Origin of the sequence: Modestobacter altitudinis (genome assembly GCF_005930475.1) — a bacterium.
GTDB lineage: Bacteria > Actinomycetota > Actinomycetes > Mycobacteriales > Geodermatophilaceae > Modestobacter > Modestobacter altitudinis.
Window position 1 is genome coordinate 1 of sequence record NZ_SJEW01000055.1, and the last position, 25,615, is coordinate 25,615.

Annotated in this window: 21 protein-coding genes; 10 read left to right on the forward strand and 11 right to left on the reverse strand. The window is 73.7% G+C overall.

Annotation, left to right across the window (positions count from 1 at the left end):
• A partial coding sequence (locus FHL79_RS17935) for an MFS transporter (RefSeq protein ID WP_171058223.1) occupies positions 1 to 1,886 on the reverse strand: 1,886 nt, incomplete at its 3' end.
• Between the two features lie 62 nt (positions 1,887 to 1,948).
• Here FHL79_RS17935 and FHL79_RS25175 point away from each other — a divergent pair.
• The 3 genes from FHL79_RS25175 (at position 1,949) to FHL79_RS17950 (ending at position 4,727) form a co-directional block, all read left to right on the forward strand.
• Positions 1,949 to 2,569: a TetR/AcrR family transcriptional regulator gene (locus FHL79_RS25175; RefSeq protein WP_171058224.1), complete on the forward strand. Its 621-nt coding sequence runs from the start codon at positions 1,949 to 1,951 to the stop codon at positions 2,567 to 2,569.
• 89 nt (positions 2,570 to 2,658) lie between these two features.
• Positions 2,659 to 3,852, forward strand: coding sequence for a cation:proton antiporter (locus FHL79_RS17945; protein ID WP_138759969.1), 1,194 nt, complete (start codon positions 2,659 to 2,661; stop codon positions 3,850 to 3,852).
• Positions 3,849 to 4,727, forward strand: a complete 879-nt coding sequence (locus FHL79_RS17950; protein WP_138759943.1) for a DMT family transporter — start codon at positions 3,849 to 3,851, stop codon at positions 4,725 to 4,727. Before FHL79_RS17945 ends, FHL79_RS17950 begins: the two co-directional genes overlap by 4 nt.
• Before the next feature lie 105 nt (positions 4,728 to 4,832).
• Here the strand turns inward: FHL79_RS17950 and lysS are convergent, their stop codons facing one another.
• The 6 genes from lysS to FHL79_RS17980 all read right to left on the reverse strand — a co-directional run bounded on the left by lysS (position 4,833) and on the right by FHL79_RS17980 (position 13,586).
• Complete coding sequence (gene lysS / locus FHL79_RS17955) at positions 4,833 to 8,261, reverse strand: lysine--tRNA ligase (protein ID WP_138759944.1); 3,429 nt, start codon at positions 8,259 to 8,261, stop codon at positions 4,833 to 4,835.
• A 138-nt stretch (positions 8,262 to 8,399) separates the two neighbouring features.
• Positions 8,400 to 9,812: an NAD-dependent succinate-semialdehyde dehydrogenase gene (locus FHL79_RS17960; protein WP_138759945.1), complete on the reverse strand. Its 1,413-nt coding sequence runs from the start codon at positions 9,810 to 9,812 to the stop codon at positions 8,400 to 8,402.
• The gene (locus FHL79_RS17965; protein ID WP_138759946.1) at positions 9,805 to 10,098 is read right to left on the reverse strand and encodes a putative quinol monooxygenase; all 294 of its coding nucleotides are present in this window, start codon (positions 10,096 to 10,098) and stop codon (positions 9,805 to 9,807) included. The genes FHL79_RS17960 and FHL79_RS17965 overlap by 8 nt, the downstream gene beginning before the upstream one ends.
• A 1-nt stretch (position 10,099) precedes the next feature.
• The gene (locus FHL79_RS17970; RefSeq protein WP_138759947.1) at positions 10,100 to 10,951 is read right to left on the reverse strand and encodes a fumarylacetoacetate hydrolase family protein; all 852 of its coding nucleotides are present in this window, start codon (positions 10,949 to 10,951) and stop codon (positions 10,100 to 10,102) included.
• 2 nt (positions 10,952 to 10,953) lie between these two features.
• Positions 10,954 to 11,820 carry a PEP/pyruvate-binding domain-containing protein gene (locus FHL79_RS17975; protein ID WP_138759948.1) on the reverse strand — a complete coding sequence of 289 codons (867 nt, stop codon included), beginning with the start codon at positions 11,818 to 11,820 and terminating at the stop codon, positions 10,954 to 10,956.
• A complete protein-coding gene (locus tag FHL79_RS17980) occupies positions 11,820 to 13,586 on the reverse strand; it encodes a PEP-utilizing enzyme (RefSeq protein ID WP_138759949.1) in 1,767 nt (588 codons plus the stop codon). Before FHL79_RS17980 ends, FHL79_RS17975 begins: the two co-directional genes overlap by 1 nt.
• A 244-nt stretch (positions 13,587 to 13,830) precedes the next feature.
• On the opposite strand from FHL79_RS17980, the gene FHL79_RS17985 reads away from it, so the two are divergent.
• On the forward strand, positions 13,831 to 14,535 hold the full coding sequence (locus FHL79_RS17985) for a GntR family transcriptional regulator (protein WP_246080937.1): 705 nt from the start codon (positions 13,831 to 13,833) through the stop codon (positions 14,533 to 14,535).
• Here FHL79_RS17985 and FHL79_RS17990 read toward each other — a convergent pair.
• The 4 genes from FHL79_RS17990 to FHL79_RS18005 are packed head-to-tail and all read right to left on the reverse strand — an operon-like array spanning position 14,505 to position 18,028.
• Positions 14,505 to 15,230 carry an ABC transporter ATP-binding protein gene (locus FHL79_RS17990; RefSeq protein WP_138759951.1) on the reverse strand — a complete coding sequence of 242 codons (726 nt, stop codon included), beginning with the start codon at positions 15,228 to 15,230 and terminating at the stop codon, positions 14,505 to 14,507. The two genes, FHL79_RS17985 and FHL79_RS17990, sit on opposite strands and share 31 nt — an antisense overlap.
• Positions 15,223 to 15,972: an ABC transporter ATP-binding protein gene (locus FHL79_RS17995; RefSeq protein ID WP_138759952.1), complete on the reverse strand. Its 750-nt coding sequence runs from the start codon at positions 15,970 to 15,972 to the stop codon at positions 15,223 to 15,225. Before FHL79_RS17995 ends, FHL79_RS17990 begins: the two co-directional genes overlap by 8 nt.
• The gene (locus tag FHL79_RS18000) at positions 15,969 to 17,000 is read right to left on the reverse strand and encodes a branched-chain amino acid ABC transporter permease (protein WP_138759953.1); all 1,032 of its coding nucleotides are present in this window, start codon (positions 16,998 to 17,000) and stop codon (positions 15,969 to 15,971) included. Before FHL79_RS18000 ends, FHL79_RS17995 begins: the two co-directional genes overlap by 4 nt.
• Positions 16,997 to 18,028 carry a branched-chain amino acid ABC transporter permease gene (locus FHL79_RS18005; RefSeq protein ID WP_246080939.1) on the reverse strand — a complete coding sequence of 344 codons (1,032 nt, stop codon included), beginning with the start codon at positions 18,026 to 18,028 and terminating at the stop codon, positions 16,997 to 16,999. The genes FHL79_RS18000 and FHL79_RS18005 overlap by 4 nt, the downstream gene beginning before the upstream one ends.
• Positions 18,029 to 18,118: 90 nt before the next feature.
• Between FHL79_RS18005 and FHL79_RS18010 the strand changes: the two genes are divergently transcribed.
• The 6 genes from FHL79_RS18010 (at position 18,119) to FHL79_RS18035 (ending at position 25,448) form a co-directional block, all read left to right on the forward strand.
• A complete protein-coding gene (locus FHL79_RS18010) occupies positions 18,119 to 19,330 on the forward strand; it encodes a Tm-1-like ATP-binding domain-containing protein (RefSeq protein ID WP_138759954.1) in 1,212 nt (403 codons plus the stop codon).
• Positions 19,327 to 20,154 carry a phosphoenolpyruvate hydrolase family protein gene (locus FHL79_RS18015; protein WP_138759955.1) on the forward strand — a complete coding sequence of 276 codons (828 nt, stop codon included), beginning with the start codon at positions 19,327 to 19,329 and terminating at the stop codon, positions 20,152 to 20,154. The genes FHL79_RS18010 and FHL79_RS18015 overlap by 4 nt, the downstream gene beginning before the upstream one ends.
• 170 nt (positions 20,155 to 20,324) lie before the next feature.
• Positions 20,325 to 21,032, forward strand: a complete 708-nt coding sequence (locus FHL79_RS18020; RefSeq protein WP_138759956.1) for a GntR family transcriptional regulator — start codon at positions 20,325 to 20,327, stop codon at positions 21,030 to 21,032.
• 81 nt (positions 21,033 to 21,113) lie between these two features.
• Positions 21,114 to 22,604 (forward strand): CoA-acylating methylmalonate-semialdehyde dehydrogenase, encoded by a 1,491-nt coding sequence (locus FHL79_RS18025; protein ID WP_138759957.1) that lies wholly within the window; start codon positions 21,114 to 21,116, stop codon positions 22,602 to 22,604.
• A 263-nt stretch (positions 22,605 to 22,867) separates the two neighbouring features.
• Positions 22,868 to 24,253, forward strand: a complete 1,386-nt coding sequence (locus tag FHL79_RS18030; RefSeq protein ID WP_138759958.1) for an ABC transporter substrate-binding protein — start codon at positions 22,868 to 22,870, stop codon at positions 24,251 to 24,253.
• A gap of 76 nt (positions 24,254 to 24,329) precedes the next feature.
• On the forward strand, positions 24,330 to 25,448 hold the full coding sequence (locus tag FHL79_RS18035; protein WP_138759959.1) for a transaldolase family protein: 1,119 nt from the start codon (positions 24,330 to 24,332) through the stop codon (positions 25,446 to 25,448).
• The last annotated feature ends 167 nt before the right edge of the window (positions 25,449 to 25,615 follow it).

The window sequence follows — 25,615 nt, forward strand, 5'->3', positions numbered from 1 at the left end:
GCGCTGGTCGTCACGGGGGGCACCGTCGTCGTCGGCGTCCGCTGCGGCACGGCCTCGGCCCGGGGGCCCGCGGGGCTCGTCGCGGGCAGGACCGTCTCCGCGGGGGCCGGTGAGCCGGGCGGCTGGGACAGCTGGCCGGGCGCCTCGACCGGGACCACCGGGGAGCGGGCCGGTGCGCTCGTCGTCCGAGCGGTGTCCCGGTCCTGCGCCAGGGCGGTCGAGGGGCCGTCGTCGGCGGCGTCCTGCAGGAGCGCCTGCGGCAGCAGCCACGCCCCGGCGAGGACGCCGAGCGCCAGGACGCCGGTCACGGCGGCGCGCACGGTCCAGGGCACCCGGCGCGGGGCTCCGCCCGCAGCGGTCCGCAGCCACTCCTTGAGGCGCCGGTGGGCTTCTGCCGTCCGGGAGCTGAGCAGCCCGCACAGCACCGCGCCGGCGAGCAGGACGACGGCACCGACGAGCAGCGCCGTCGCGTAGCCGGTCGCGAAGGCGTCGCGCGCGCCGGCCGCCACGGCCGCGCCCTCGGGGCCCAGCCGCGCGGAGAGCCCGAGGGCCTGGGCGATGCCGGCCTCGGCGCGGGCGGCGTCCGGGGCGGACAGGCCCGAGACGGCGCCGAGCACCTGGTCGCCGTAGCCGGTGAGCAGGACGCTCGCCGCCACCGCACCGCCCAGCGCGCCGCCGACCTCCCGGGTCACGTCGTTCACCGCGGCGGCCAGCGTGCGGCGGTCGGCCGGGAGCCCGTCGATGATGAGCGTGGTGCCCGGCGTCAGCGCCAGCCCGAAGCCGATGCCGAACACGAACAGCGCCGCCCCGAAGCACCACAGCGGCGCCCCGCCGTCCGCCTGCCAGGCCAGCAGCCCCAGCCCGACGGCCATCTGGGCCATGCCCCAGGCAGCCACGGGCCGGGCACCGAGGCGGCGCAGCAGCGCCGGGGCGGCCTGGGCGGTGGGGCCGATCCCCAGCGCCATCGGCGCCAGCCACAGCGCCGCCTGCAGCGGGGAGAGCCCGTGCACGTACTGCAGCCACTGTGGCGCCAGGAAGAACAGCCCGAACGCGGCGAAGAACTGCAGGAAGACCACCGCGCTGCCCGCCGAGAGCCCCGGGGAGCGGAACAGCCGGACGTCCAGCATCGGCCGCGGGTTGCGCAGCTCCGCCAGCACGAACGCCGCCAGCACCAGGACGCCGCCGACCAGCGCGGTGACGGTCAGCCCGTCGGTCCAGCCGCGTTCGGGACCCTCGATGACCCCGTAGACCACGCCGGCGAGACCGACCAGCGCCAGCAGACCGCCCACCGGGTCCAGCGACAGCTGCGGGTCCGCGGACGGCGGGACGACCGCCACGCACAGCGCCAGGACGACGGCCGAGAGCACCCCGAAGGCGATCTGGACGCTGCCCCACCAGGCGACCTCGAGCAGGACGCCGGCGATCAGCAGCCCGAGCAGCGCACCGGCACCGGAGACCGCGGCCCACACCCCGATCGCCGAGGACCGGCGCTCCGGCGGGTAGGCGTCGACGAGCACCGACAGGGTCGCCGGCATGACCGCCGCCGCCCCGGCCCCGGCCAGCGCCCGCAGCACGATGAGCTGGGTCGGGTCGGTGACCAGCCCCGAGGCGAGGCTGCACACCGCGAAGACGCCCAGCCCGAGCAGCAGGGCGGTGCGCCGGCCGTACTTGTCCGCGGCGATGCCGAGCGGCAGCAGCAGCGCGGCGAAGACGAGGGCGTAGACGTTCACCACCCAGGTCAGCTCGATCTGGGAGGCACCGGTCGACCGGGCGATCTCCGGCATGGCCAGGGCCAGCGACGAGCCGGCCCCGATCACCAGCGCGAGGGCTGCGCACATGACGGCCAGCAGCGCGCCGAGCCTCCCGTGCGTCGTCCGCTGGGGCATGCTGACTCCATACGCTCGTCTCATACGCCCGTCTCAGAGCACGGCACCAGCATGGAGGTCGGGTGACGCAGACCGCTACCCCCTCACGGCTGTTGGACGCCGCCGAGGAGCTGCTGGCCCAGCACGGGCCGGCGGGCACCTCGGTCCGCGACGTGCTGCGCCTGGCCGGCGTGGCCAACGCCGCCGCGGTGGGCTACTACTTCGGCGGCAAGGCCGCCCTGGTCGCCGCGGTGGAACGCCGGGTGGTCGACCAGGTGGTCGCCGACCGGGAGCTCTCGTTGCAGCCGCTCGTCGACGCCTCGCTGATGGACGCGGACATCGAGGCGCTGGTGGACGGCTGGGTCCGGCCGATCGTCACCCTGCGGTGCGCGGGGCGGGGCCGGTACGCCGCGCGGGTGTTCACCCGGATCTTCGACCAGCCCCCCGACCAGTGGGAGGCCAACGGCGCGGCGGCGATCCGCGCCATGGGCGGCCGGTACTGCGCCGTCCTGGCGCCGCTGCTGCCGCACCTGGACCCGCGCGAGCTGACCTGGCGCTGGCAGTCGGTCACCGCGAGCACGGACTTCTACGCCATCGGCGCGCTCGACTTCGGCGAGCCGGACCCCGGTCCGGACGACGTCGACCGGCACGTCCGCCGGCTCGTCGTCCCCGGCAGCGCCCAGCTCCGGGCCGCGGCGAGCTGACCGGACCGCCGCGCGGCCAGCCCTTCCCAGCGGTCGGGGAACCCGCGAGGATCCGCACGCCAGCACCTCTCGGTCGGCAGGAGAGCCGGGTGGACGACGTCCTGTCGATCGACACCCTGGCCGCGGTGGCCGCGGTCTCGCTGCTGGCGGCCCTGGTCGTGGGGCTGTTCCCGCGGCTGCCGGTGCCGCAGGTGGTGCTGCTGCTGGCCGGCGGCATCCTCATCGGCCCGCACGCCCTCGACCTCGGGGCGGCCGCGGACGTCCGGGTGCTCGCCGACGTCGGCCTCGGCTTCGTCTTCCTGCTGGCCGGCTACGAGCTCGACCTCCGGCTGTTCCGCCAGGACGCCGGCCGGCGCGCCCTGCTGGCCTGGTCGGTCTCGCTCGTCCTCGCGCTCGGGGTGGTCGGCGCGCTGGAGGCCGCCGGGATGGTCCGGGACTTCCTGCCGGTCGCGCTGGGCCTGACCACCACGGCCCTGGGCACGCTGCTGCCGGTGCTGCGCGAGAAGGGCCTGCTCGGCGGCCCGCTGGGCCGGTACCTGCTGGCCACCGGCGGGGTCGGCGAGCTGCTCCCGGTGCTGGCCATCGCGGTGTTCCTGGGCACCCAGGGCCGCATCGCCGCGCTGGTCTCGCTCGGCACGGTCGCGCTGCTCGCGGTCGGGCTCGGGGTGCTGCGCCGCGGGGTCCACGAGGGCGGCCGGCTGGCCGGCGTCATCGCCGCCGGCCAGAACGAGACCGCCCAGATCACGCTCCGTGGGACGGTGGTGCTGCTGGTCACGCTGATCGCGCTCACCGACCAGTTCCACCTCGACGCGGTGCTCGGCGCCTTCCTGGCCGGCGTCGTGCTGCGCTGGTGGGTGGGCGGGGAGGCCCCGCTGCTGGAGTCCAAGCTCGACGCGGTGGGCTACGGCTTCTTCGTCCCGATCTTCTTCGTCTCCTCCGGGATGGGCCTGGACCTGCCGCAGATCGCCGAGTCGCCGCTGCGGCTGGTGCTCTTCTTCGTGCTCATGCTGGCCGTCCGGGGTGGTCCCGCGCTGCTGGTGTACCGCGGCGTGCTCCCGTCCCGGCAGCGGGTGCAGACCGCGCTGGTGAGCGCCACGGCGCTGCCGGTGCTGGTCGCGCTGACCGAGATCGGCCTGCGCAGCGGCACCATGCTGCCGGAGAACGCGGCCGCGCTGGTGGGTGCAGGCGTGCTCACCGTGCTGCTGCTGCCGGCGCTGGTCGTCGCCCTGGACCGGCGGCCCGAGGCAGCGACGCAGGCACCGGCGCCCCAGGCGCCCGGGTGAGCGGGTGGGGCTGGGCGGCCGTCGGCCTCGCCCTGCTGTCCGCGGCGCTGACCGCGGTCGCCTCGGCGGTGCAGCAGCGGTCGGCGGCAGCCGTGCCGGACGGGCAGGCCGGCGGGCTGCGGCTGCTGCGGCAGCTGCTGCGGTCCCGGTGGTGGTGGACCGGCACGCTGGCCGACTCCGGCGGCTACCTGGCGCAGGCCGCCGCGCTCGGTCTCGGCTCGCTGGTGCTGGTGCAGCCTCTGCTGGTGACGACCGTGCTCTTCGCGCTGCCGCTGGGTGCCCGCTGGTCCCGCCGGCGGCTGAGCCGGTCGGACTGGGCGTGGGCCGGCGTGCTGGTGCTCGCGCTCGCGGTGTTCATGGTCACCGGTGAGCCGACCGCCGGCGAGGACCTGGCCGGCTGGCGCAGCTGGCTGCCGGCCTGGGGGGTCCTCGGCGCCGTCGTCGCCGCCTGCCTCGTCGGGGCGGCGGTGCGCCGCGGGACCCCGCGCGCGGTGCTGCTGGCCGTCACCACCGGGGTGGCCTACGGCCTGGGCGCGGCGTTGACCAAGGGCGTGGTCAGCCTGCTGGACGACGGCCCGGCGGCCGTGCTGGGCTCCTGGAGCACCTACCTGCTGGTCGTGGTGCTCGCCGGCGGCACCCTGGTGCAGCAGTCGGCGTACCAGGCCGGCCCGCTGGAGGCCTCACTGCCCGCGGCGACGGTGGGCGAGCCGGTGGTCGCCGTCGCGCTCGGCCTCACCGTGCTCGGCGAGCGGGTGCAGGCCGACGGCGCCGAGTGGCTGCTGATCGCCGTGCTGACGGTGGCGATGGGAGCGGCCACGGTGGCGCTGGCCCGTTCCTCGGCGGTGCCGGTGCGGGCACCCGTCCCGCGGTCGTGACCGCGGTCAGCCGACCGGGGCCGGCGCGGCGGCCGCGCGGGTCCGCCGGCGCGGTGCACAGCGCGGCCAGCACGACCGCCGTCCCGACGGCCGCGCCCGCCCGGGTCACGCCGCTGCCTGCGCCGGTGGGTCCGAGGGCGCGGGGACCCCGCCCACGCCCCGCGGGACGAGCAGCGGCCCGATGCCGGGCACCGACAGGAAGCCCTCGGCGCCGGCGTAGCGCAGCGCGACCCGCGGCAGGTCCGCGGGGCTGCGGACGGCGAGGACGCGGGGCAGCCACTCGGGGGCGAACCGCTCGTTGAAGTCCCGCAGCGAGCGGATCTGGAAGAACGGGTTGAGCAGGCCCACCGCCCAGCGGGCCGCGCGCTGGGACGGGCTGAACTCCACGTCGTCGGCGAACAGCCGCCCCCACATCGCGAAGTTCATCGACAGCCGGGCCACGCCGCGGCCGCCGAGGGCCGTCGCGGTGGACGCGATGAGGAACTCGGTCATCCCGTTCGGGGAGTCCGGGTCGTGTCGCATCAGGTCCAGCGTGTAGCCGAAGTCGGGCCCGTAGGCCGGCACCAGCCGCAGGAAGCCGCCCGCCCGGCCGTCCTCGTCGAGGGCGACGCACAGCAGGAACCCCGGGTCGGCGCCCGCGCCGCGCAGGTCCTGGGAGAGCGTCATGGTGAACCCGCGCTCGGGGGCCTTGCCCCGCCAGCGGGCGCTGATCGCGTTCAGCTGGTCGACCAGTGCCGGGGGCGCGTCGGCCTCGGCGACCAGCCGGAAGCGGTACGTGCGGCCCACCCGTCGCACGGCGGCGCGCAGGCTCTTGCGGGCCGGGCCGTCGAGGGTGAAACGCCGGCAGTCGATGACGGCCTCGTCACCCAGGTAGCTCGAGGTGAAGCCGCGCGAGGCGTACAGCGGCATGCTCGCCTCGCGGACGGCCAGCAGGGCCGGCGTCCAGGCCCGCTCGTCGCACATCTCGAGGAACTCGTCCAGGACCCGGACCACCGACTCGCGGGCCCCGATCGGGTCACCCGAGACCAGCGCGAACCCGCCGACGTAGGTGTAGGCGAGGAAGGCCTCGCCGTCCCGGGAGAAGAAGAAGGCCTTGTCGTCGCGCAGCGCGAAGTAGGCGAGGGTGTCCCAGCCGTAGGTGTGCACCAGGCGGTCGGCGTGCGCCCAGTCGTCCTCGGTGTGCGGTCCGGTGGCGGTGAGCGGCCGCAGCAGCAGCACGGCCAGCAGGACGAAGCCGACCACACCCAGGGCCAGCAGCGACGCCGGCAGGAACCGGGCGATGAACGCCGACTGGTAGGTGTAGGGGCCGTCCACCCCGACCAACCCGCCGAACACGGTGCCCAGTGCGCCGCCGAGGGTGAGGTCCGGTTCGAGCCGGGACCGCTCGGCCCACAGCGTGGACAGGCCGAACGCCAGCACGCCGGCCAGGTACAGCGGCAGGACGTGCAGCAGGCGGAGCAGGGACGGCGGGTCGCCCGGGGCGCGGAAGGCCGCCCGCCAGCGCACCAGCGCTGCCAGCAGCAGCACGCACACTGCCACCGCGACCGGGTGCGGCCCCTTGACGACGTGCGCTCCCGCCCCGACGGCGAACAGGACCACGGCGACCTGCCAGGCCCGGTGCTTGCGCCGCGCGAGCTGGTCGGCGAGCAGCACCAGCAGCAGGCCCACCACCACCGAGCCCACCCCGCCGGCGACCGGGACCCACAGCGGGTCGATGGCCGGCCCGTCGGCGCCGAAGCGGTCGTGCACCACGGGCATCCAGACCAGCAGCTGCAGCACCCCGCTGAGCGCGGTCAGCCCGGCGAGCAGCCGCACGGCCAGCGGGTGGACCCCGGCGCGGGGTGGCGCGGCGGGCACCGGGTGCGCCGAGGGCGCCATCACCGGCAGCGCGGTCACCGTGGCGGCCCCGGAGGTGGGCGCCGAGACCTGCTCCGGTGCCTGCCTGGGGGCGACGATGCCGTCGGCCGGCACGCGGGTCGGCGGCACCAGCGGCCGCGGCGCACCGGACGGCCCGCCACCGGGCGGCGGGCCGGACTCCGGCCGCAGCGTCGGGAACAGGATGACCTCGCGGATGGAGTCGACGCTGGCCAGCAGCATGACCAGCCGGTCGATGCCGATGCCGAGCCCGCCGGTGCACGGCATGCCGCGCTCGAGCGCCCGGACGTAGTCCAGGTCGACGTCCCCGGCCTCCGGGTCGCCGCGGGTCTTCGCCCGCGCCTCCGCCTCGAAGGCGGCCAGCTGCTCCACCGGGTCGTTCTGCTCGGAGTAGGCGTTGCACAGCTCGAAGCCGGCGACGATCAGCTCGAAGCGCTCGACGTAGGCCGGGTCGTCGCGGTGGGTGCGGGCCAGCGGGGAGACCTCGCGCGGGTAGTCGGTGCAGAAGACCGGCCCGACGACCTGGTGCTGCACCTTCTCGTCGTAGACCTCCTTCATCAGCCGGCCCGGCCCCCAGCCGCCCTCGTAGGGGATGCCCAACCGGTCCAGGACGGCGCGGGCGTCGGCGATCGGCATGCCGGGGTGCATCGTGGCGCCGGTGACCTCGGCGATCATGTCGGCGAAGCGCTTGCGGGGCCACGGGGTCGCGGCGAGGTCGATGGCGTGCCCGCCGTAGTGCACGGTGAGGTCGTCGGGGCCCAGGGCGGCCCGGGCGGCGCTGGTCACCATCCCCTCGACCAGGTCCATCATGTCGGTGTAGTCGGCGAAGGCCTGATAGGCCTCCAGCATCGTGAACTCTGGGTTGTGCCGGGTGTCGATGCCCTCGTTGCGGAACACCCGGCCGATCTCGAACACCCGCTCCATCCCGCCCACGATCAGCCGCTTGAGGTGCAGCTCCAGCGCGATGCGCAGGTAGAGGTCCAGGTCGAGCGCGTTGTGGTGGGTGACGAACGGCCGGGCGCTGGCCCCGCCCTGGATGGTCTGCAGCACCGGGCCCTCGACCTCGGTGAACCCGCGGTCCTCCAGGTGCCGGCGGATGGCGCGGACCGCCGCGTGCCGGATCCGGAACACCTCGCGGGTGCGCTCGTTGACCTCCAGGTCGGCGTAGCGCTGCCGGTAGCGGGTCTCGACGTCGGTCAGCCCCCGGTGCTTGTCCGGGGGTTCGAGCAGGGCCTTGCCCAGGACGGCGAAGTCCTCGACGGACACCGACAGCTCACCCCGCCGCGTGGTCATCACCGTGCCCTCCACGCCGAGCCAGTCGCCGCGGTCGACGTCGTCGAACTCGGCGTGCCGGGCGGCGCCGAGCACGGAGGTGTCGACGAAGAGCTGCACCGCGCCGGTGCGGTCGCGCAGCGAGGCGAAGGTCAGCTGCCCCTGCCGCCGGACGAGCTCCACCCGGCCGGCGATCCGGACCCGGTCCGGCGTCCGGGTGTCCGGGGCGAGCACGGCGTGCGCGCTGCGGATCCCCGCGGCCGTCGCGTCGGTGGGGTAGCGGTAGGGGTAGCCGGCCACGCCGCGGGCGTGCAGTGCCTCGAGCTTGGCCAGGCGGTGCGCCCGCTGGTCGGGGCGTCGTCCGGCGATGTCGGTCTCGCTGACCATCGCGCCATCGTGGGGACCGGCGCCCGCCCGCGGTCAGCAGCGACCGACGGGGCCGGACGGGGCAGCGACCACTCCGGTGCGCCGTTGCGCTGCCGACCCGAGGAGTCGCTGCCCGTGCGGTCGGGCCCGGTCAGCGCCTCACTCGGTCGCCGGTCCGGTCGGCACGCCGCCGCCGACCACGTAGGTCCGGGCGTTGGTGAACTCCAGCGCGCCGGCCTCCCCGAGCTCGCGCCCGTAGCCGCTGCGCTTGGTCCCGCCGAAGGGCAGCCGGACGTCGGAGGCGACCACGGCGTTGACGAACAGCGCCCCGGAGGTGATCCGCCGGCCGACGGCCAGCGCGTGGCCGGGGTCCGCGCTCCACACGCTGGCCCCCAGCCCGTACCGGGTGCCGTCGGCCAGGCGCACCGCCTCGTCGTCGTCGGCCACCACGACCACCGCGGCGACCGGCCCGAACGTCTCCTCGGCCAGCACCGGCATGTCCAGGGTGACGTCGGTGACCACCGTGGGGGCGAAGAACGCGCCCGGCCCCGCCAGCGGTGCCCCGCCGGTCAGCACCCGGGCGCCGGCGGCGACCGACTCGTGGACCTGGCGCTCGAGGCCCTCGCGCAGGTCGGCGCGCGCCAACGGACCGACCTGCGTCGCCTCGTCGCGCGGGTCGCCGACCTGCAGCTCCCGCACGGCCTCGGTGAAGCGCGCGGTGAACTCCTCGGCGACGTCGGCGTGCACGACGAAGCGCTTGGCCGCCAGGCAGCTCTGCCCGGAGTTGAGGAACCGGCTGCGCACCGCACCGGCCACGGCGAGCTCCACGTCGGCGTCGGCGAGGACGACGAACGGGTCGGAACCGCCGAGCTCCAGCAGGCTCTTCTTGACGGCCCGCCCGGCCGCCGCCGCGACGGCGGCACCGGCCCGCTCGCTGCCGGTGAGGCTGACCGCGGCGACCCGGTCGTCCTCGATGAGCACCCGGCTCACCTCCGGCACGTCGTCCTCGGCCACCACGACGCTGCGGAGGACGTCCGCGGGCAGGCCGGCGTCGCGGAGCACCCGCTCGATCGCGAGCGCGCAGCCGGTCACGTTCGGGGAGTGCTTGAGGACCGCCGTGTTGCCGGCCAGCAGGGTCGGGGCGGCGAACCGGAGCACCTGCCAGAACGGGAAGTTCCACGGCATCACGGCCAGGACGACACCGATCGGTTCCTGGGCCACCCAGCTGCGCTGGTGCCCGCCGGTGTCGACCGGCCGCGCGGCGAGGAACGCCGGCCCGTACTCGGCGTAGAAGTCGCAGGCGGTCGCGGACTTCTCCACCTCGGCCCGGGCCTCACCGATCGGCTTGCCCATCTCCGCGGTCATCAGCGCGGCGAGCTCGGCGGACTCCTTGCGCAGCTGCGCACCGATCGCCCGGACGAGCTCGGCGCGCTCCTCGACCGGCCGCGCGGCCCAGGCGGGCTGGGCGGCGTGCACGCCGGCGAGGACGGTCAGCACCTCGTCGACCCCGGCCGCCGGGTAGGTGGCCAGCACCTGTCCGGTGGCCGGGTCGACGGTGGTGACCTCAGGCATCGATCGTTTCGTAGGTCTTCACACTGCGCTCGGCCAGGTACTCGAGGACGTAGCCGAACACGTTCTCCTGGAAGTGCGGCGTCGCCTTGTGGTCCTCGTAGGCCTGCGCGTCGGCGTACTGCTCGTACAGGAAGAACGTCTCCGGGTCCTCGGGGTTGACCTGGGCCTGGTAGAAGACGTTGCCCGGCTCCGCCCGGGACAGCGGCGTCATCTTCCTGATCACCTCGGTGACCCGCTCGGCCTCTCCGGGCTTGGCCTTCCAGGTGGCTGCGACGACGAACGCCATGTCAGTGGTCCTTCCGGTCAGGTGTTCCGACGGTGTTGCGCAGGACGCCGATCGGGCCGGCCTCCATCTCGATGACGTCCCCGGGCTGGATCCAGCGGTCCAGCTCGAGCCCGGAGCCGCCGGTCGCGGTGCCCGAGCCGAGCACCTCGCCCGGGAGCAGAGTCTGGTCCTGGGACGCGTAGGCGACCAGGTCGCCGAACGTGTGGTGCATGGCCGCGACGCGGTCCCCGCCCCACCGCTCGCCGTTGACCCGGACCTCGAGCTCGAGGGTGTCCAGGTCGACCTCGTCGGGGGTGGCGATGCACGGGCCGAGGGCGTTGGAGCCGTCCCACTCCTTGGCCTTCGCGGGGCCCATGCCGATCGGCAGCTCGCGGCGCTGCACGTCGCGGGCGGACACGTCGTTCCAGATCGTGAAGCCGAAGACGACGTCGAGCCAGTCCTCGGCCGGCACGTCCCGCGCGGCCCGCCCGATGACCGCGGCCAGCTCCAGCTCGTGGTCGAGCTGGGAGCTGTAGGAGGGCCAGGCCAGCACCGTGTCCGGGCCGGTCACCGTCGTCCCCATGCTGCGGTAGAAGACCGGCACGTCGTACCACTCGGCCGGGACCTCGCGGCCCAGGTTGCGGTAGGCGTTGAGCAGGTGCCCCTCGAAGGCCAGGAAGTCGCGGAAGGAGCGCGGGACCAGCGGGGCGAGCAGCCGGCCGCCCGGCACCGCCCGCTCCGCCGCGATCGGCGCGCCGGCCTCGATGAAGGCCACCATGTCGCCGTCGAAGCCGACGTCGAGCACGGTGTCGCCGTCCAGCCGTCCCACCCGGGGGGCGGCACCGTCCGGGGACGCGAAGGTCACGAACCGCACGGTCAGATGGTGGTGATCGGCCGCGACTGCAGCAGGTAGAGGTCGCCGGCGGCGTCGAAGGCCCACTCGATGTCCTGCGGCTGCCCGTGCAGACCGGCGAGCGTGAGCCCCATCTGCGCCAGGGCGACGCACTCGCCGTCGTCCAGCACCCGCACGTCGTCCACGATCTTGGACTTCTTGACCTGGCCGGAGCGGGAGAGGGTGTAGTTGTCCGGGGTGGTCTCGCCGGAGACGACGGCCTCGCCCAGCCCGCGGGCCGCCTCGACGACCATCCGGTCCTTGCGGCCGTGCACCGGGTCGACGGTGAACATGACGCCGGACTTCTGGCTGTCCACCATCTGCTGGACGACGACGGCCATCGCGACGTCCTCCAGCGACCCCTTCTCCTGCCGGTAGAACACGGCCCGGTCGGTGAAGAAGGACAGCCAGCACTCGACCACGTGGTGCAGCACCGACTCGAGGCCGTCGGTGTTGAGGAAGGTCTCCTGCTGGCCGGCGTAGCTGGCGCCCGCGGAGTCCTCGGCGCAGGCCGAGGAGCGGACGGCGACCAGCCCGGTCAGCTTCGCGTACTCCGCCTCGATGAGCTCGCGGGGCGGGTGGGCGGCGGCCACCAGCGCACGGGCGGCCTCGACGTCCTTGGCCCGCATCGCGTCGCGCAGCGCGTCGGCATCGACCGCGGCCTCGAAGGCCGCCGAGGTGATGACGAACCCGGGCGGGACGGGCAGCCCCTCGGCGGTCATGGTGGCCAGGCTCGCGCCCTTGCCGCCGGTCAGCTCGACCTGCTGGCAGCGCGGGTCGGCGAACGGCAGCACCAGCGGGGCGTCCGTCGGCACGGTGGTCTCCTCGGTCGGAGGCAGGGTGGCGGTCATCAGAGCGCACCGACCGGGGCCGGCGCGGGGACGTCGCCGAGGATCTCGACCCGCCCGGTGGAGCCGTTGACCCGGACCCGGTCCCCGGTCTTGATCCGGCGGGTGGCGTCGGAGGTGCCGACGACGGCCGGGATGCCGAACTCGCGGGAGACGACGGCGGGGTGCGAGGCCATGCCGCCGGCATCGGTGACCAGGCCGGAGATCTTGGTGAACAGGACGACCCAGGACGGGCTGGTCATCCGGCAGATGATGATCTCGTCGCGCTGCACCTCGCCGAACTGCTCGGCGGAGAGCACGACGCGGGCAGTGCCCTCGACGATGCCGGCGGAGGCCGGCAGGCCGGGGATCTCGGCGTCGTGCGAGGGCGCCGGCCGGTTCAGCTTCTCCGGGAAGGCCCACAGCGACCAGTACGGGAAGCTCACCTGGTCGGCGGTGGCGGTGCCGATCCAGTCCCGCGGCCGCACCTCGTAGGCGTCCTCGCGGGCGTCCCGGCGGTCGCCGACGAGCTCCTTCGCGTCGAAGGAGTTGCTGCCGGCCATCAGCCGGCGCAGCTCGTTGTACTTGAGGTACATGACGTCCTCGGCGTCGTCGAGCCGACCGTCGGCGACCAGCTTCCGGCCGATCGCCACGAGCACCAGCCGCACCCGGGCGTTGGTGCCCTGGTCGATGTAGAAGTGGTGGTCGGGGGTCAGCGGGTTCATCCGCAGGCTGAGCTCGAGGGCCCGCTCCAGCTCCTCGCGGGCCGGCCCGGGCTCGACACCCTCGAACACCTCGGCCTTGGCCTTCGCCAGGTCGTCGGCGACGGCCTGCAGCTCGGCCGGGTAGTCGTAGTCGCTCTCCAGGTAGCCGCGGATCGCCTCGACGATCGGTGCCGGGTCCTCCAGCCACGTCCGGAACGAGAACTCGTGGGCGTACATCGACTTGTAGCCGAAGGTCTGCTGGTAGGGCTCGACGTGCTCGGCGATGAAGGTGCGGCCGGCCTCGGTGCCCTCCAGCGCCCGCAGGACGTCGCCGGCGGTGGCCTTCTCGAAGGCGCGGGCGACCTCGCCCTGCTCCTTGGCCACCAGCTCCTTGATCTTCCAGAGCTCCTCGATGGAGTCCCAGTTGCGGTTCTCCGTGGAGCTCTGCAGCCGGCCCATCAGCGCGGAGTGGTCCCCCTCGCCCTTTGCGGCGGCGACCGCGGCGTTCAGCGCCAGGGTCGAGGAGAACTGGGCGAAGTTGAGCACCCAGTGGATCTGCCAGTGCCGGTCGTGCATGTCGATCGCGTCTTCGAGCAGGATCGCGAGCTCCACCAGGCTGGCGCCGTCGTGGTCGTAGGAGTCGAAGCGGACGAAGTTGCGCTCCATCTCCGGGCGCAGCCGGTCGCGCCACCAGACGAGGAAGTGCTCGGCGTAGTAGGGGAGCGTCCAGCCCATGTAGGCGCCCAGCTCGGCCGGGTCCTCGCCGTCCAGCGGTACCCGCGGGGTGTACCGGGCGCCGTACTCCGACGCCTCCGCGGACAGCCCCGGGGTCGCCGGGATGGCCGCTGTGTACACGTAGCCGTTGACGACCTTGGAGATCCAGTCGGAGGCGAACGGCGTGCCGAAGCGCCGGAACATGTAGTCGCACTTGAGCCACCAGCCGCCGATGTCGGCGTACATGGGGGAGATCGGGTTGGGGATGTGCAGGTCGTCGTGCACCCAGAAGAGCTCCTCCTGGCCCTCATCCCACTGCACCGGGAACTCGTCGTCCCCGTGGAAGGTCGCCAGGACCGTGTCGTCGCTCATGCCCACTCCGTCGTGAGTCGTGGTCGGGTGCCGTACCGGCGCACACGTCCACCGGGAGCCTCGAGTGGCTCGCGCGGCGAACAATCGATAATCAAGCAGATGGGTGTGACGCACGTCAACCCTCTCCGGTGATGCAGGTCGCACGGGCGTCGGGGGGCCGGCTGCCGGGTGTGTTGCGGCTTGACAGCGCCCGGAATCCCGGGGCTCACTATCGATGACCGCGGCGTCCCAGCGGAGTCGATCGATGAGAGGGGTCCGCATGGCACCGGCGCCGCAGCGTCCCGTCCTGCTCCGCGAGGCGATCAAGGAGCGCATCGTCGAGCGCATCCTGGACGGGACCTACGGGCCCGGGGAGCGCATCGTGGAGAGCGCCGTCGCCGCGGAGTTCGGCGTCAGCCAGGCCCCGGTCCGGGAGGCACTGCGCGACCTCGAGGCGATGCGCTTCGTCGAGTCCCAGCCGCACCGCGGTGCGCGGGTGCGCGAGGTGAGCACCGAGGAGCTCGTCCAGATCTACCCGGTCCGGGCGGCGCTGGAGGAGGTCGCGGGCCGGGAGGCCGCGCCGCGGATCACCGCCGACGAGCTCGCGCTGCTCGGCGAGGAGCTGGCCGGCATGCGCCGCGCCGCCGATGCCGGCGACCTGCACGCGCTGATGGTCCACGACACCCGCTTCCACGAGGTGATCGTCGAGGCGTCGGGCAACCAGGTGCTGCTCGACGTCTGGCGGTCCCTGCGGGTGGAGGCCCGCAGCCTGGTCAGCGCGCTCAAGAGCCACTCCGACCTGCACTCCATCGCCGAGCTGCACCGGCCGGTGCTGCAGGCCGTGCAGTTCCGCGACCCCGAGTTCCTGGGTCGGGAGATGCGCGCCCACATCGAGTTCTTCGGCGCCTCGGTGATCAGCCACCTGCGCAAGGACGCCGCTCAGGCAGCTGTGGGCTCGACTCCCAGGTAGCGGCGCTGGGCGTCGGTGTCGGCGAGCAGCGCCGCCGAGGTGGTCTTCAGCGCCACCTCGCCGTGCACCATGACCAGCAGCCGGTCGGCCACGGCGGTGGCCATGCCGAGGTTCTGCTCCACCAGCAGCAGGGTGAGCCCCTCGGCGACCAGGGTGCGGCAGGTCTCGGTCAGCTGTTCCACGATCGCCGGCGCCAGCCCCTCGGAGGGCTCGTCCATCAGCAGCAGCTTCGGGTTGGTCAGCAGCGCCCGGCCGATGGCGAGCATCTGCTGCTCACCGCCGGACAGCATCGCCGCGCTGACCTTCCGCCGCTCGGCCAGCCGCGGGTACAGGTCGTAGACGGCGTCGACCGTCCACTGCCCGCGGGTGGCCAGCGACCGGCTGAGCATCCGCAGGTGCTCGTCGGTGGTCAGCGACGGGAAGATCCGCCGACCCTGCGGCACGTAGGCGATGCCCCGGCGGCAGATGTCGTAGGACGGCCGGCCCAGGATCTCCTCGCCGTCCAGCGTGATCGAGCCGCGCGCCGAGGGCGGCGTGATCCCCATGATCGCCTTGCACAGGGTGGACTTCCCCATGCCGTTGCGGCCGACGATGCCGGTCGAGCGCTGCCCGACCGAGGCCGACAGCGCGTTCAGCACGTGCGCGCTGCCGTAGTGCGCGTCCAGGCCGGAGATCTCCAGCACCTGCTCAGACATGGGCCTTCCCCAGGTAGAGGTCGTGGACGCGCTGGTCTGCCCGGATCTCGGCCGGCGTGCCCTCCACGATCACGACGCCGTCGTGCATCATCGTCACCCGCTCGGCCACGGTCAGTGCCACGTCCATGTCGTGCTCGATCAGCAGCAGGGTCACGTCCCGGTCCAGCGACAGCAGCAGCGCGGTGAGCAGCTGCCGCTCCGCCCGGGACAGCCCGGCCGCCGGCTCGTCCAGCAGCAGCATCCGCGGCTCGGCGACCAGCGCCAGGCCGATCTCCAGCTGCCGCTGCTCCCCGTGCGACAGGTCGCCGGCGAGGGTCTTCAGCCGGTCGGCCATGCCGACGCTCGCCGCGGTCCGCCGGGCCCGTTCCCGGGCCGCCCGGTCCCGGCCGGTGCGCACGAGGCGGAAGCGCCCGCCGTCCACACCGATCGCGGCCAGGTACAGGTTGTCCTCCACCGTCAGGCCGGTGAGCAGCCGGGAGGTCTGGAAGGTGCGGGACAGCCCCTGCCGGGTGCGCTGCCGGGCGCCCGAGGAGGTGACGTCGGCCCCGAACAGCTCGATGCTGCCCGAGGTCGGGGTGTCGGCCCCGGCGATGAGGTTGAACAGGGTCGACTTCCCCGCCCCGTTGGGCCCGAGCACCGCCCGGCGCTCCCCGGGGGCGATGTCGAGGTCGACGTCGCCGACCGCCACCACGCCGCCGAAGCGCCGGGTGAGGCCGCGGACGCGCAGCACCGGGTCGGTCATCGGGCACCTCCGGAGGAGACCGGGACGGGGGGCGCGGGAGCGCTCGGCACGGCCGGCGGGGCGGACCCGCCCGGCAGCCGGCGGCGCAGCCAGGTGGCCGCGCTGCTGACCAGGCCGACCACGCCGCCGGGGGAGACCAGCACGATGACCAGGAACACGACGCCCAGCCAGGTGGTGAAGCGGTCGGTCCAGCCGCGCAGGTAGGTGTCGCACAGCGTGTAGAGCAGTGCCCCGACCCAGGCGCCCTCGAGCCGGTTGAGCCCCCCGATGACGGCCGCGGTCAGCACCAGGATGGCGATCGCCAGCGAGATCGAGCCGGCCGACATGCGGGTGTTCGACCAGGCCGACAGGACGCCGGCGGCGCCGGCCACCGGGGCGGCGAGGGTGAACCCGAGGATGCGGTGCAGCCGGACGTTGTAGCCCAGCGCCGCCATCCGCACCGGGTCGTCGCGGACGCCCTGCAGGGCCAGCCCGAACGCCGTCCGGGAGACGTGCCGCAGGCCGAGGAAGACGAGGACCGAGACGGCCAGCAGGAACCAGTACATCCGGGCCGGGTCCTGCACCGGGTCGCCGAGCACCGCCGGCGGGCGGACGCCGTTGATCCCCTCGTGGGCGCCGAAGGTGGGCACCGCGGCGAAGTAGAAGTAGGCGACCTGCGCGAAGGCCAGCGTGATGATGAGGAAGTAGATCCCCTGGCTGCCGCTGGCGACGGCGCCGAAGAGCAGGCCGACGGCGGTCGCGGCGAGGATCCCGACCAGCGCCGCGGCCCAGGGGTCCCACCCGGACTCCACCGACAGCCTGGCGGTGACCAGCCCGGCGACACCGAACAGCGCCGTCTGGGCCAGGGAGACCATGCCGCCGTAGCCGGACAGGAACGTCAGGCTGACCGCGACGATCCCGAGCCAGAGCGAGGTGAGGCCGACCTGGCTGGTGAAGAAGGTCGTGCACACCACCGGCACCAGGGCCAGCACGACGAGCACGACCGCGAGCGCACCGCGGGTGCCGAGGGTCTGCAGCCGGTTCGTCATCGTGCCTTCCCGAACAGTCCGGTCGGCCGCACCGCGAGGATCGCGGCGAGCAGCACGAAGGTGAGCAGGGCGGAGAGGTTGGCGTACTCGGCCGGCAGGTAGGCGCCGGCGTACTGGTCGACCAGGCCGAGCAGCAGCGCGCCGAGCGCGGCGCCGCCGAGGCTGCCCATCCCCCCGACGATGACGACCACCAGCGCGCTGACCAGGAAGGACTGGTCCTGCCCGGGTGCCAGCGACAGGGCCGTGCCGGCGAAGACGCCGCCCAGGCCGGCGAGCGCGGAGCCGACGAAGAAGGCGATCGCGAAGACCTTCTGCACGTTGACGCCGAGGGCCGAGGTCATCTGGCTGTCGTCGACCCCGGCGCGGACCACCATCCCCACCCGGGTCCGGGTGTAGACCAGCCAGAAGAGCAGGCCCACCGCGAGGGCGGCGACCAGCATCGCGATCCGGAAGCGGGGGTAGGACAGGTCGTAGACGCCCAGCGACAGCGGCTGGGCGAGGAACTCCGGGGGCGCGATCGCCGTCGGGGTGGCCCCGAACCGGGCCAGCATCTGGTCGGCCAGGATCAGCGAGACCGCGATGGTGATCAGCGCCTGCCGGAGGTCCTGACCCTGGTTCCAGCGCAGGAACAGCTGGTGGACGACCAGGCCGACCAGCCCGCTGGCTGCCATCGCCAGCAGCGCGGCCAGCCACCAGTTCATCCCGGCGTCCTGCACGAGCTGCAGCGCCACGTAGCCGCCGAGCAGGAACAGCGCGCCGTGGGCCAGGTTGGTCACCCGGAGCAGCCCGAAGATCAGGGTCAGCCCGCTGGCGCTGATGAAGTACAGCCCGGCGAGGGTGAGCCCGTTGAGCGTGATGAGGATGAACGTCGGGACGTTGCCCTCGGTGCCCAGACCCTTGTCGAAGGCCTGCAGCAGCACCCCCAGCAGGCCCAGCGCGCCGACCAGCACGGCGGCCGTCGCGGCCACCGGGAGCCGGGCACGGGGTCGGGGGGTGGAGCGGCGGGCCGCCGCTGTCTGGATGGCCATCAACGCACCGAGCCCTTCGCGCCCTTGCGGGGGAACCGATAATCGATTAGGCATGTCATCACATGACCTGGATCACGTCAAGGAGCCGCCGTGAGCACGCCCACCGTCGTCCTGGTCGGCACCCTCGACACCAAGGGCGAGGAGTACGCGTTCCTCCGGGACCGGCTGCACCAGGCGGGCGTCGCCACCGTCGTCGTCGACGTCGGGACGCAGGGGCCGCCGCGCACCGCGCCGGACGTCACCCGGGCGGAGGTGGCGGCCGCGGGCGGGTTCGACCTGGCCGGCCTCACCGACCGGGGGACGGCGGTGGCGGCGATGTGCTCGGCGGCGCCGGGCGTCGTCCGCCGGCTCTACGAGGAGGGCCGCTGCCAGGGGGTGCTGGCCGCCGGCGGCTCGGGCAACACCGCCATCGCGACGGCGGCGATGCGGGCCCTGCCGGTGGGGGTGCCCAAGCTGGTGGTCTCCACGATGGCCTCCGGGGACACGGCCGGCTACGTCGACGTCAGCGACGTCACCCTGATGCCCGCGGTCACCGACGTGGCCGGCCTCAACTCCGTCTCCGGGCGCATCCTGGCCAACGCCGCGGCCGCCATGGCCGGGATGGTCAGCGCGCCGCCGCTCGACCTGGGCGCCGCCCGGCCGGTCGTCGCGGCCACCATGTTCGGCGTGACCACGCCGGCGGTCACCACCGCGCGGGAGGAGCTCGAGCGCCGCGGCTACGAGGTGCTCGTCTTCCACGCCACCGGCACCGGCGGACGGAGCATGGAGGGCCTGGTCGAGGCCGGGTACGTCATAGGCGTGCTGGACCTGACGACGACGGAGCTCGCCGACGACCTGGTCGGCGGGGTGCTGTCGGCCGGGCCGCACCGGCTGGAGGCCGCCGGCCGGCGCGGGGTGCCGCAGGTGGTCTCGCTGGGCGCGCTGGACATGGTCAACTTCGGTCCGCGCGAGTCGGTGCCGGCGCGGTTCGCCGACCGCACCCTCTACGTGCACAACCCGAGCATCACGCTGATGCGCACCACGCCGGAGGAGTGCGCGGAGCTGGGGCGCCGGGTGGGCACCAAGCTGTCGGCGGCCACCGGCCCGGTGGCGCTGTTCGTGCCGCTGCGCGGCATCTCCGCGCTCGCCGGCGCGGACGGGCCCTTCTTCGACGCGGAGGCCGACGCGGCGCTGCTGGCAGGGTTGCGCGAGACGCTCGCCCCCTCGGTCGAGCTGCACGAGCTCGACGCGCACGTCAACGACCCCGAGTTCGCCGTCGCCATGGCGGCGCGGCTCGACGAGTTCCTGGGAGGCACGCGATGAACGGTGAGCAGGCACGGCAGCGGCTGCGGGAGACCCGGGCGGCGGGCGGCACCCTCATCGGCGCCGGGGCGGGCACCGGCCTGTCCGCGAAGTGCGCGGAGGCCGGCGGTGCCGACCTGGTCATCATCTACAACTCCGGCCGCTACCGGATGGCCGGCCGGGGCTCGCTGGCCGGGCTGATGCCCTACGGCGACGCCAACGCCATCGTGCTGGAGATGGCCGCGGAGGTGCTGCCGGTCGTCCGGGAGACCCCCGTGCTCGCCGGGGTCTGCGGAACCGACCCCTTCCGGTTGATGGACCGGTTCCTGCGGCAGATCGAGGACGCCGGATTCGCCGGTGTGCAGAACTTCCCGACCGTCGGGCTCATCGACGGGGTCTTCCGGGCCAACCTCGAGGAGACCGGGATGAGCTACGCGCAGGAGGTGGAGATGATCGGCCTGGCCGCCGAACGGGGGCTGCTCACCGCCCCGTACGTCTTCGACGTCGCCTCCGCCGAGGCGATGACCCGGGCCGGTGCCGACGTCCTGGTGCCGCACATGGGGCTGACCACCAAGGGCAGCATCGGGGCGCAGACCGCACGGACGCTGGACGACTGCGTGACCGCGGTGCAGGAGATGCACGACGCCGCGGTGACGATCAACCCCGACGTCATCGTGCTGTGCCACGGGGGACCGATCGCCGAACCGGAGGACGCGCAGTACGTGCTGGAGCGGACCTCCGGGGTGGTCGGCTTCTTCGGCGCCTCCAGCATGGAGCGGCTGCCGACCGAGATCGCGATCACCGAGAACATGCGGCGGTTCAAGGCCGTGCGCACTGCTCCTTGACGCGACGGGCCTCCGGTCGTAGCTTCATCGATCATCGATCAACCGTGGGACGGCGATTCGGACGGCCCGGTGGTGGGAGGGGCGTCCACGGGTCCGGTCGGGACGCCGGGATCATGGGCAGCGGCGGGGCGTGCCGCGCTCCGCTCGACCAGCCAGAACTGGAGGTGGCCATGACCGGCCCCGACGCCCTCACCCGCAGCGTGCTCGCCGACCAGGTCAAGGAGCGGCTGCTGGAGTCGATCCTGGACGGGTCGTACCCGCCGGACTCGCGCATCGTCGAGACCGCGGTCGCCAAGGAGCTGGGCACCAGCCAGGCGCCGGTCCGCGAGGCCCTGCGCGGCCTCGAGGCGCTCGGCATCGTCGAGATCACCCCCTTCCGCGGGGCCCGGGTGCGCCGGCTGGACACCGCCGAGCTGCTCGAGGCCTACGTCGTCCGGTCGACCATCGAGGTGCTCGGGGCCCGGTTGGCCATGGCCCGGATCACCGACGACGACGTCACGGCCCTGCTCCGGATCGGCGAGGACATGCGCCGCGCGGCCGACGCCGGCGACGGCCGCGCGCTGGCGATCGTGGACGCCAGCTTCCACGAGAAGATCATGCAGCTGTCGGGCAACGGCACCCTGCTGCGCGTGTGGCGCTCGCTGGAGCCGATGTCGCGCACCTACATCACCCTGGTCGGCCCCAACTCCGACCCGCAGTGGACCTGCGGCCTGCACGACCCGATCCTCGACGGCGTCCGCAGCCGGGACGCCGACGCGGTCGTCCGCGCCATCGAGCGCCACTTCGACGAGGTCCGGGAGCGGCTGGCCGGCTCCCTGGCCGAGGTGGCCGAGCAGCAGGACCACGCGGCCGAGCAGCAGGCCACCGCGACGAGCTGAGCAGTCCCATCCCGGCCTCCGGCCGGCCGGCGAGGGCGAGCCGCCCGAGCCCACCACCCCCGACGACGAGGGAGAACCACCGTGAGGACCATCCAGCACTGGATCGACGGCCAGGAGACGAGGGGGGACTCCACCCGCGCCGGCGCGGTGTTCGACCCGGCGACGGGGGAGCAGCAGGCCGAGGTCCTGCTCGCCGAGCAGTCCGACGTGGACCGGGTGGTCGCCGCGGCGGCGGCCGCGTTCGAGGACTGGTCGCAGTCCTCGCTGTCCCGGCGGACCGGGATCCTGTTCGCCTTCCGGGAGATCGTGCACCGCCGCAAGGACGAGATCGCCGCGGCGATCACCGACGAGCACGGCAAGGTGCTCTCCGACGCGGCGGGAGAGGTCCAGCGCGGCCTCGAGGTGGTGGAGTTCGCCTGCGGCATCCCGCAGCTGCTCAAGGGCGAGTACTCCGACCAGGTCTCCACGGGCGTGGACAGCTACAGCTTCCGCCAGCCGCTCGGCGTGGTCGCCGGCATCACTCCGTTCAACTTCCCGGCGATGGTCCCGATGTGGATGTTCCCGGTGGCGATCGCCTGCGGGAACACCTTCGTGCTCAAGCCCAGCGAGCGGGACCCCTCGGCGGCGGTGCTGCTGGCGCAGATGTGGGCCGAGGCCGGTCTGCCGCCCGGCGTCTTCAACGTCCTGCACGGTGACAAGGTCGCCGTGGACGGGCTGCTCGACCACCCCGACGTCGCCGCGGTCTCCTTCGTCGGGTCCACGCCGATCGCGCAGTACGTGCACGAGCGGGGCACCCGCAGCGGCAAGCGCGTGCAGGCCCTCGGCGGGGCGAAGAACCACGCCGTCGTGCTGCCCGACGCCGACCTGGAGTTCGCCGCCGACCACCTCGCCGCCGCGGCCTACGGCTCGGCGGGGGAGCGGTGCATGGCCATCTCCGCGACCGTCGCCGTCGGCTCGGTCGGTGACGAGCTCATCGACGTCCTGGACCGGCGCAGTCGTGCGGTGCGGGTCGGGCCCGGCCGGGAGCCGGGCAGCGACATGGGGCCGATCATCACCCGGGCGTCCCGCGACCGGATCGTCTCGCTGATCACCGCGGGGGAGGAGAGCGGGGCCAAGGTCGTCGTCGACGGTCGGGACCTGGTCGTCCCCGGCCACGAGAACGGCTTCTTCGTCGGCCCGACCCTGGTCGACCAGGTGAGTCCGGACATGGAGGTCTACCGCCAGGAGGTCTTCGGCCCGGTCCTGTCGGTGCTGCGGGCCGGCACCGTCGACGAGGCCATCGACCTGATCAACGCCAACCCCTACGGCAACGGGACGGCCATCTTCACCTCGCACGGCGGAGCGGCGCGGAAGTTCGCCCGCGGGGTGCAGGTCGGGATGATCGGGGTGAACGTGCCGGTGCCGGTCCCGATGGCCTACCACTCCTTCGGCGGCTGGAAGAACTCGCTGTTCGGCGAGCACCACGTCCACGGCCCGGACGGCATCCGGTTCTACACCCGGGCGAAGGTGGTCACCCAGCGGTGGCCGGAACTCGAGCGGGACGCCTCCTTCGACATGCCCACGGCGCGCTAGCGGTCCCGACCCACCTCGGTCGCCGGTCGGCGGCGGGCCGTCCCGGTCCGTCGCCGGTCGGCGCATGCCCCAGAACGGCAGGTCAGCCGCTCGTCAGCGGCATCGGTCGGCCGATGGAGACGTTTCGGCAACGGGCCGCGGCCGACCCCTTGACGGCGTCAAAATGTGATCTCTACCATCCCCGGTGATCGTCAATCGATTATCGGTTGACTTCACACAGGGAGCGGCTCCGGTCGCTCCCCAGCCAGGGAGCAGGAGAGTCGATGAGGACATCCAGGAGCCGGCTGAGCGGAGCGGGGAGGCTCGCGGCGGTCACCACCGCCGCGGTGCTCGGCCTCGTCGCATGCGGCGGGGGCAGCGGAGGTGGGGACGACGCGGCGAGCACCGGCTCGGAGTCCGCGGCGGCCCCGGCCGACGCCCCTGAGGGCGCCATCAAGATCGGTGTGCTGACGACCTGTGGCGGACCGTTCGCCACCTTCGAGGGCCAGTCGCTGTCCGGCGCCAAGTACGCCCTGGTCGACCAGGCCGGCGGGACGGCCGACGGCACCGGCCCGCAGGACCAGGTCACCGGGGCCACCGTGGCCGGCACGCCGCTGGCGGTCAGCTACGGCTGCTCGGACGCCACGCCGGACAAGGCCGTCGCCGAGGCCCGCCGGCTGGTGGAGAACGTCGGCGTGCAGATCCTGCTCGGCCCGCTCTCCGGTGACGAGGGCGTCGCCGTCGCGGAGTACGCCAAGAGCCAGCCCGACGTGACCTTCGTCAACGGCACGTCCGGCGCGCAGTCGACCACGCTGTCGGTGAAGGCGCCCAACTTCTTCCGCTTCGGCGGTGACGGCGCGCAGTGGATGGCGGGCCTGGGCACCTACGCCTACCAGGAGAAGGGCTGGCGCAAGGTCGCCATCCTCGGCGAGGACTACTCCTACCCCTACACCCAGGCCGCCGGCTTCGTCAGCGAGTTCACCGCCCTGGGCGGTGAGGTGACCGCGCGCAGCTGGGTGCCGCTGACCCAGACCGACTGGTCCTCCCCGGTCGCGCAGCTGCCCCGCGACGTCGACGGCGTGCTGCTGCTGACCGGTGGCACCAACACGGTCGCCGCGGAGAAGGCCTTCATCCAGGTCGGCAAGGACCCCGGTGACTTCCTGCTCGGCGGGTCCTCGGTGATGGACCCGACGTCCTTCACCGTCGGCGACCAGCTCGACGGGCTGGTCGGCGGCTCGCCGGTGCCGCTGGGCAGCGACGAGCAGGCGTGGACCGCCTACGTCGACGGGTTCACCAAGGTGTTCCCCGACGTCGACCCGCAGAGCCTGTTCACCGCGCTGTACTTCAACGGCATGCAGGTGGTCCTGGCGGCCCTCGACCAGGTCGGCGGCACGCTCGACGACCCGGCCGCCTTCCAGCAGGCGCTGGCGGCGCAGCAGCCGACGTTCCCCAGCGGCGCGGTGAGCCTGGACGACAACCGCAACTCGGTCCAGCCGAACTACGTGGTGCAGATCGTCAAGGACGGCGACCAGCTCGGCTTCAAGCTGCTCTCCACCGTCGACGACGTCGACCAGACCTTCGGCGGTCTGTTCGGTCCCGACTCGCCGGACCCCAGCCGCACGGAGCCCGAGAAGGCCACGGGCAACCCGCCGCCGTGGTCGAACGACTGACCGGCTGACCAGACCCCGTCGGCACGGTGCGCGCCCGCGCACCGTGCCGACGGGCACGTGCACCCCAGGAGAGACGATGACCGAGCTGGCTGACCTGCACGCGACGACGAGCGAGCACGAGGACGTCGTCCCGCCGCTGCTGCGCATGGCGCGGGAGACCCCGACCCGGCTGTGGAACGACTCGGCGACCCCGGCCGAGCTGTCGGCCGCCATCGGCTGGGGAGCGGTGGGCGCCACCTGCAACCCGGTGATCGCCCTCGCGGCCCTCCGCAGCGACCTGCCCCGCTGGCAGCAGCGGATCCGCGCGTACGCCGACGAGCACCCCACCGCGTCGGAGTCCGACATCGGCTGGGCGATGGTGGAGGAGCTCTCCGTCGAGGCCAGCGCGCTGCTCGCCGACGCCTTCGCCGAGCACGGCGGCCGCAACGGCCGGCTGTCGGTGCAGACCGACCCCCGGCTGCACCGCGACGCCGACGCGCTGGTGGCCCAGGCCCTCCACTTCGACGGGCTCGCGCCGAACGTCATCGTGAAGATCCCGGCCACCGAGACCGGGATCCGCGCGATGGAGGAGGCCACCTACCGCGGGGTGAGCATCAACGCGACCGTCTCCTTCACCGTGCCGCAGGCGGTGGCCGTCGCCGAGGCGATCGAGCGAGGCCTGCAGCGCCGGGAGGCCGAGGGGCACGACGTCGGCTCGATGGGCCCGGTCTGCACGATCATGGTCGGCCGGCTCGACGACTGGATCAAGGCGGTGGCCAAGCGCGACTCGGTCACCGTCGACCCCGGCGTGCTGGAGTGGGCCGGCGTCGCGGTGTTCAAGCGGGCCTACGAGGTCTTCCGCGAACGGGGTCTGCGCACCCGGCTGCTGTCCGCGGCGTTCCGCAACCACATGCACTGGAGCCAGTTCGTCGGTGGCGACGTGGTCATCTCCCCGCCGTTCGACTGGCAGGTCCGGCTCAACGCCAGCGGGATCGAGCCGCTCCCGCGGATCGACGAGCCGGTCGCCGACACCGTGCTGGACACGCTCTACGAGCGGTTCCCCGACTTCCGCCGGGCCTACGACGTCGACGGCATGACGCCGGCCGAGTTCGGCGACTACGGGGCCACCCGCAAGACGCTGCGCCAGTTCCTGGCCGCGGACGCCGAGCTGGAGGCCCTGGTCCGCGACGTGCTGGTGCCCGACCCGGAGAAGTAGCCGTCGGGCCCACTGCCCGATCACGGATCGCGTGTCCGGAAATCACTGGACCGGACTGTGCTCGGGTTCGTAGCCTGCCGCTGATCGTGACACCGCCTGAGGAGGTGAGCCTCATGGACGCCGTATCGATGTGGGTGCTCACCCCTCCCGTCACGGTCGGGCGACTG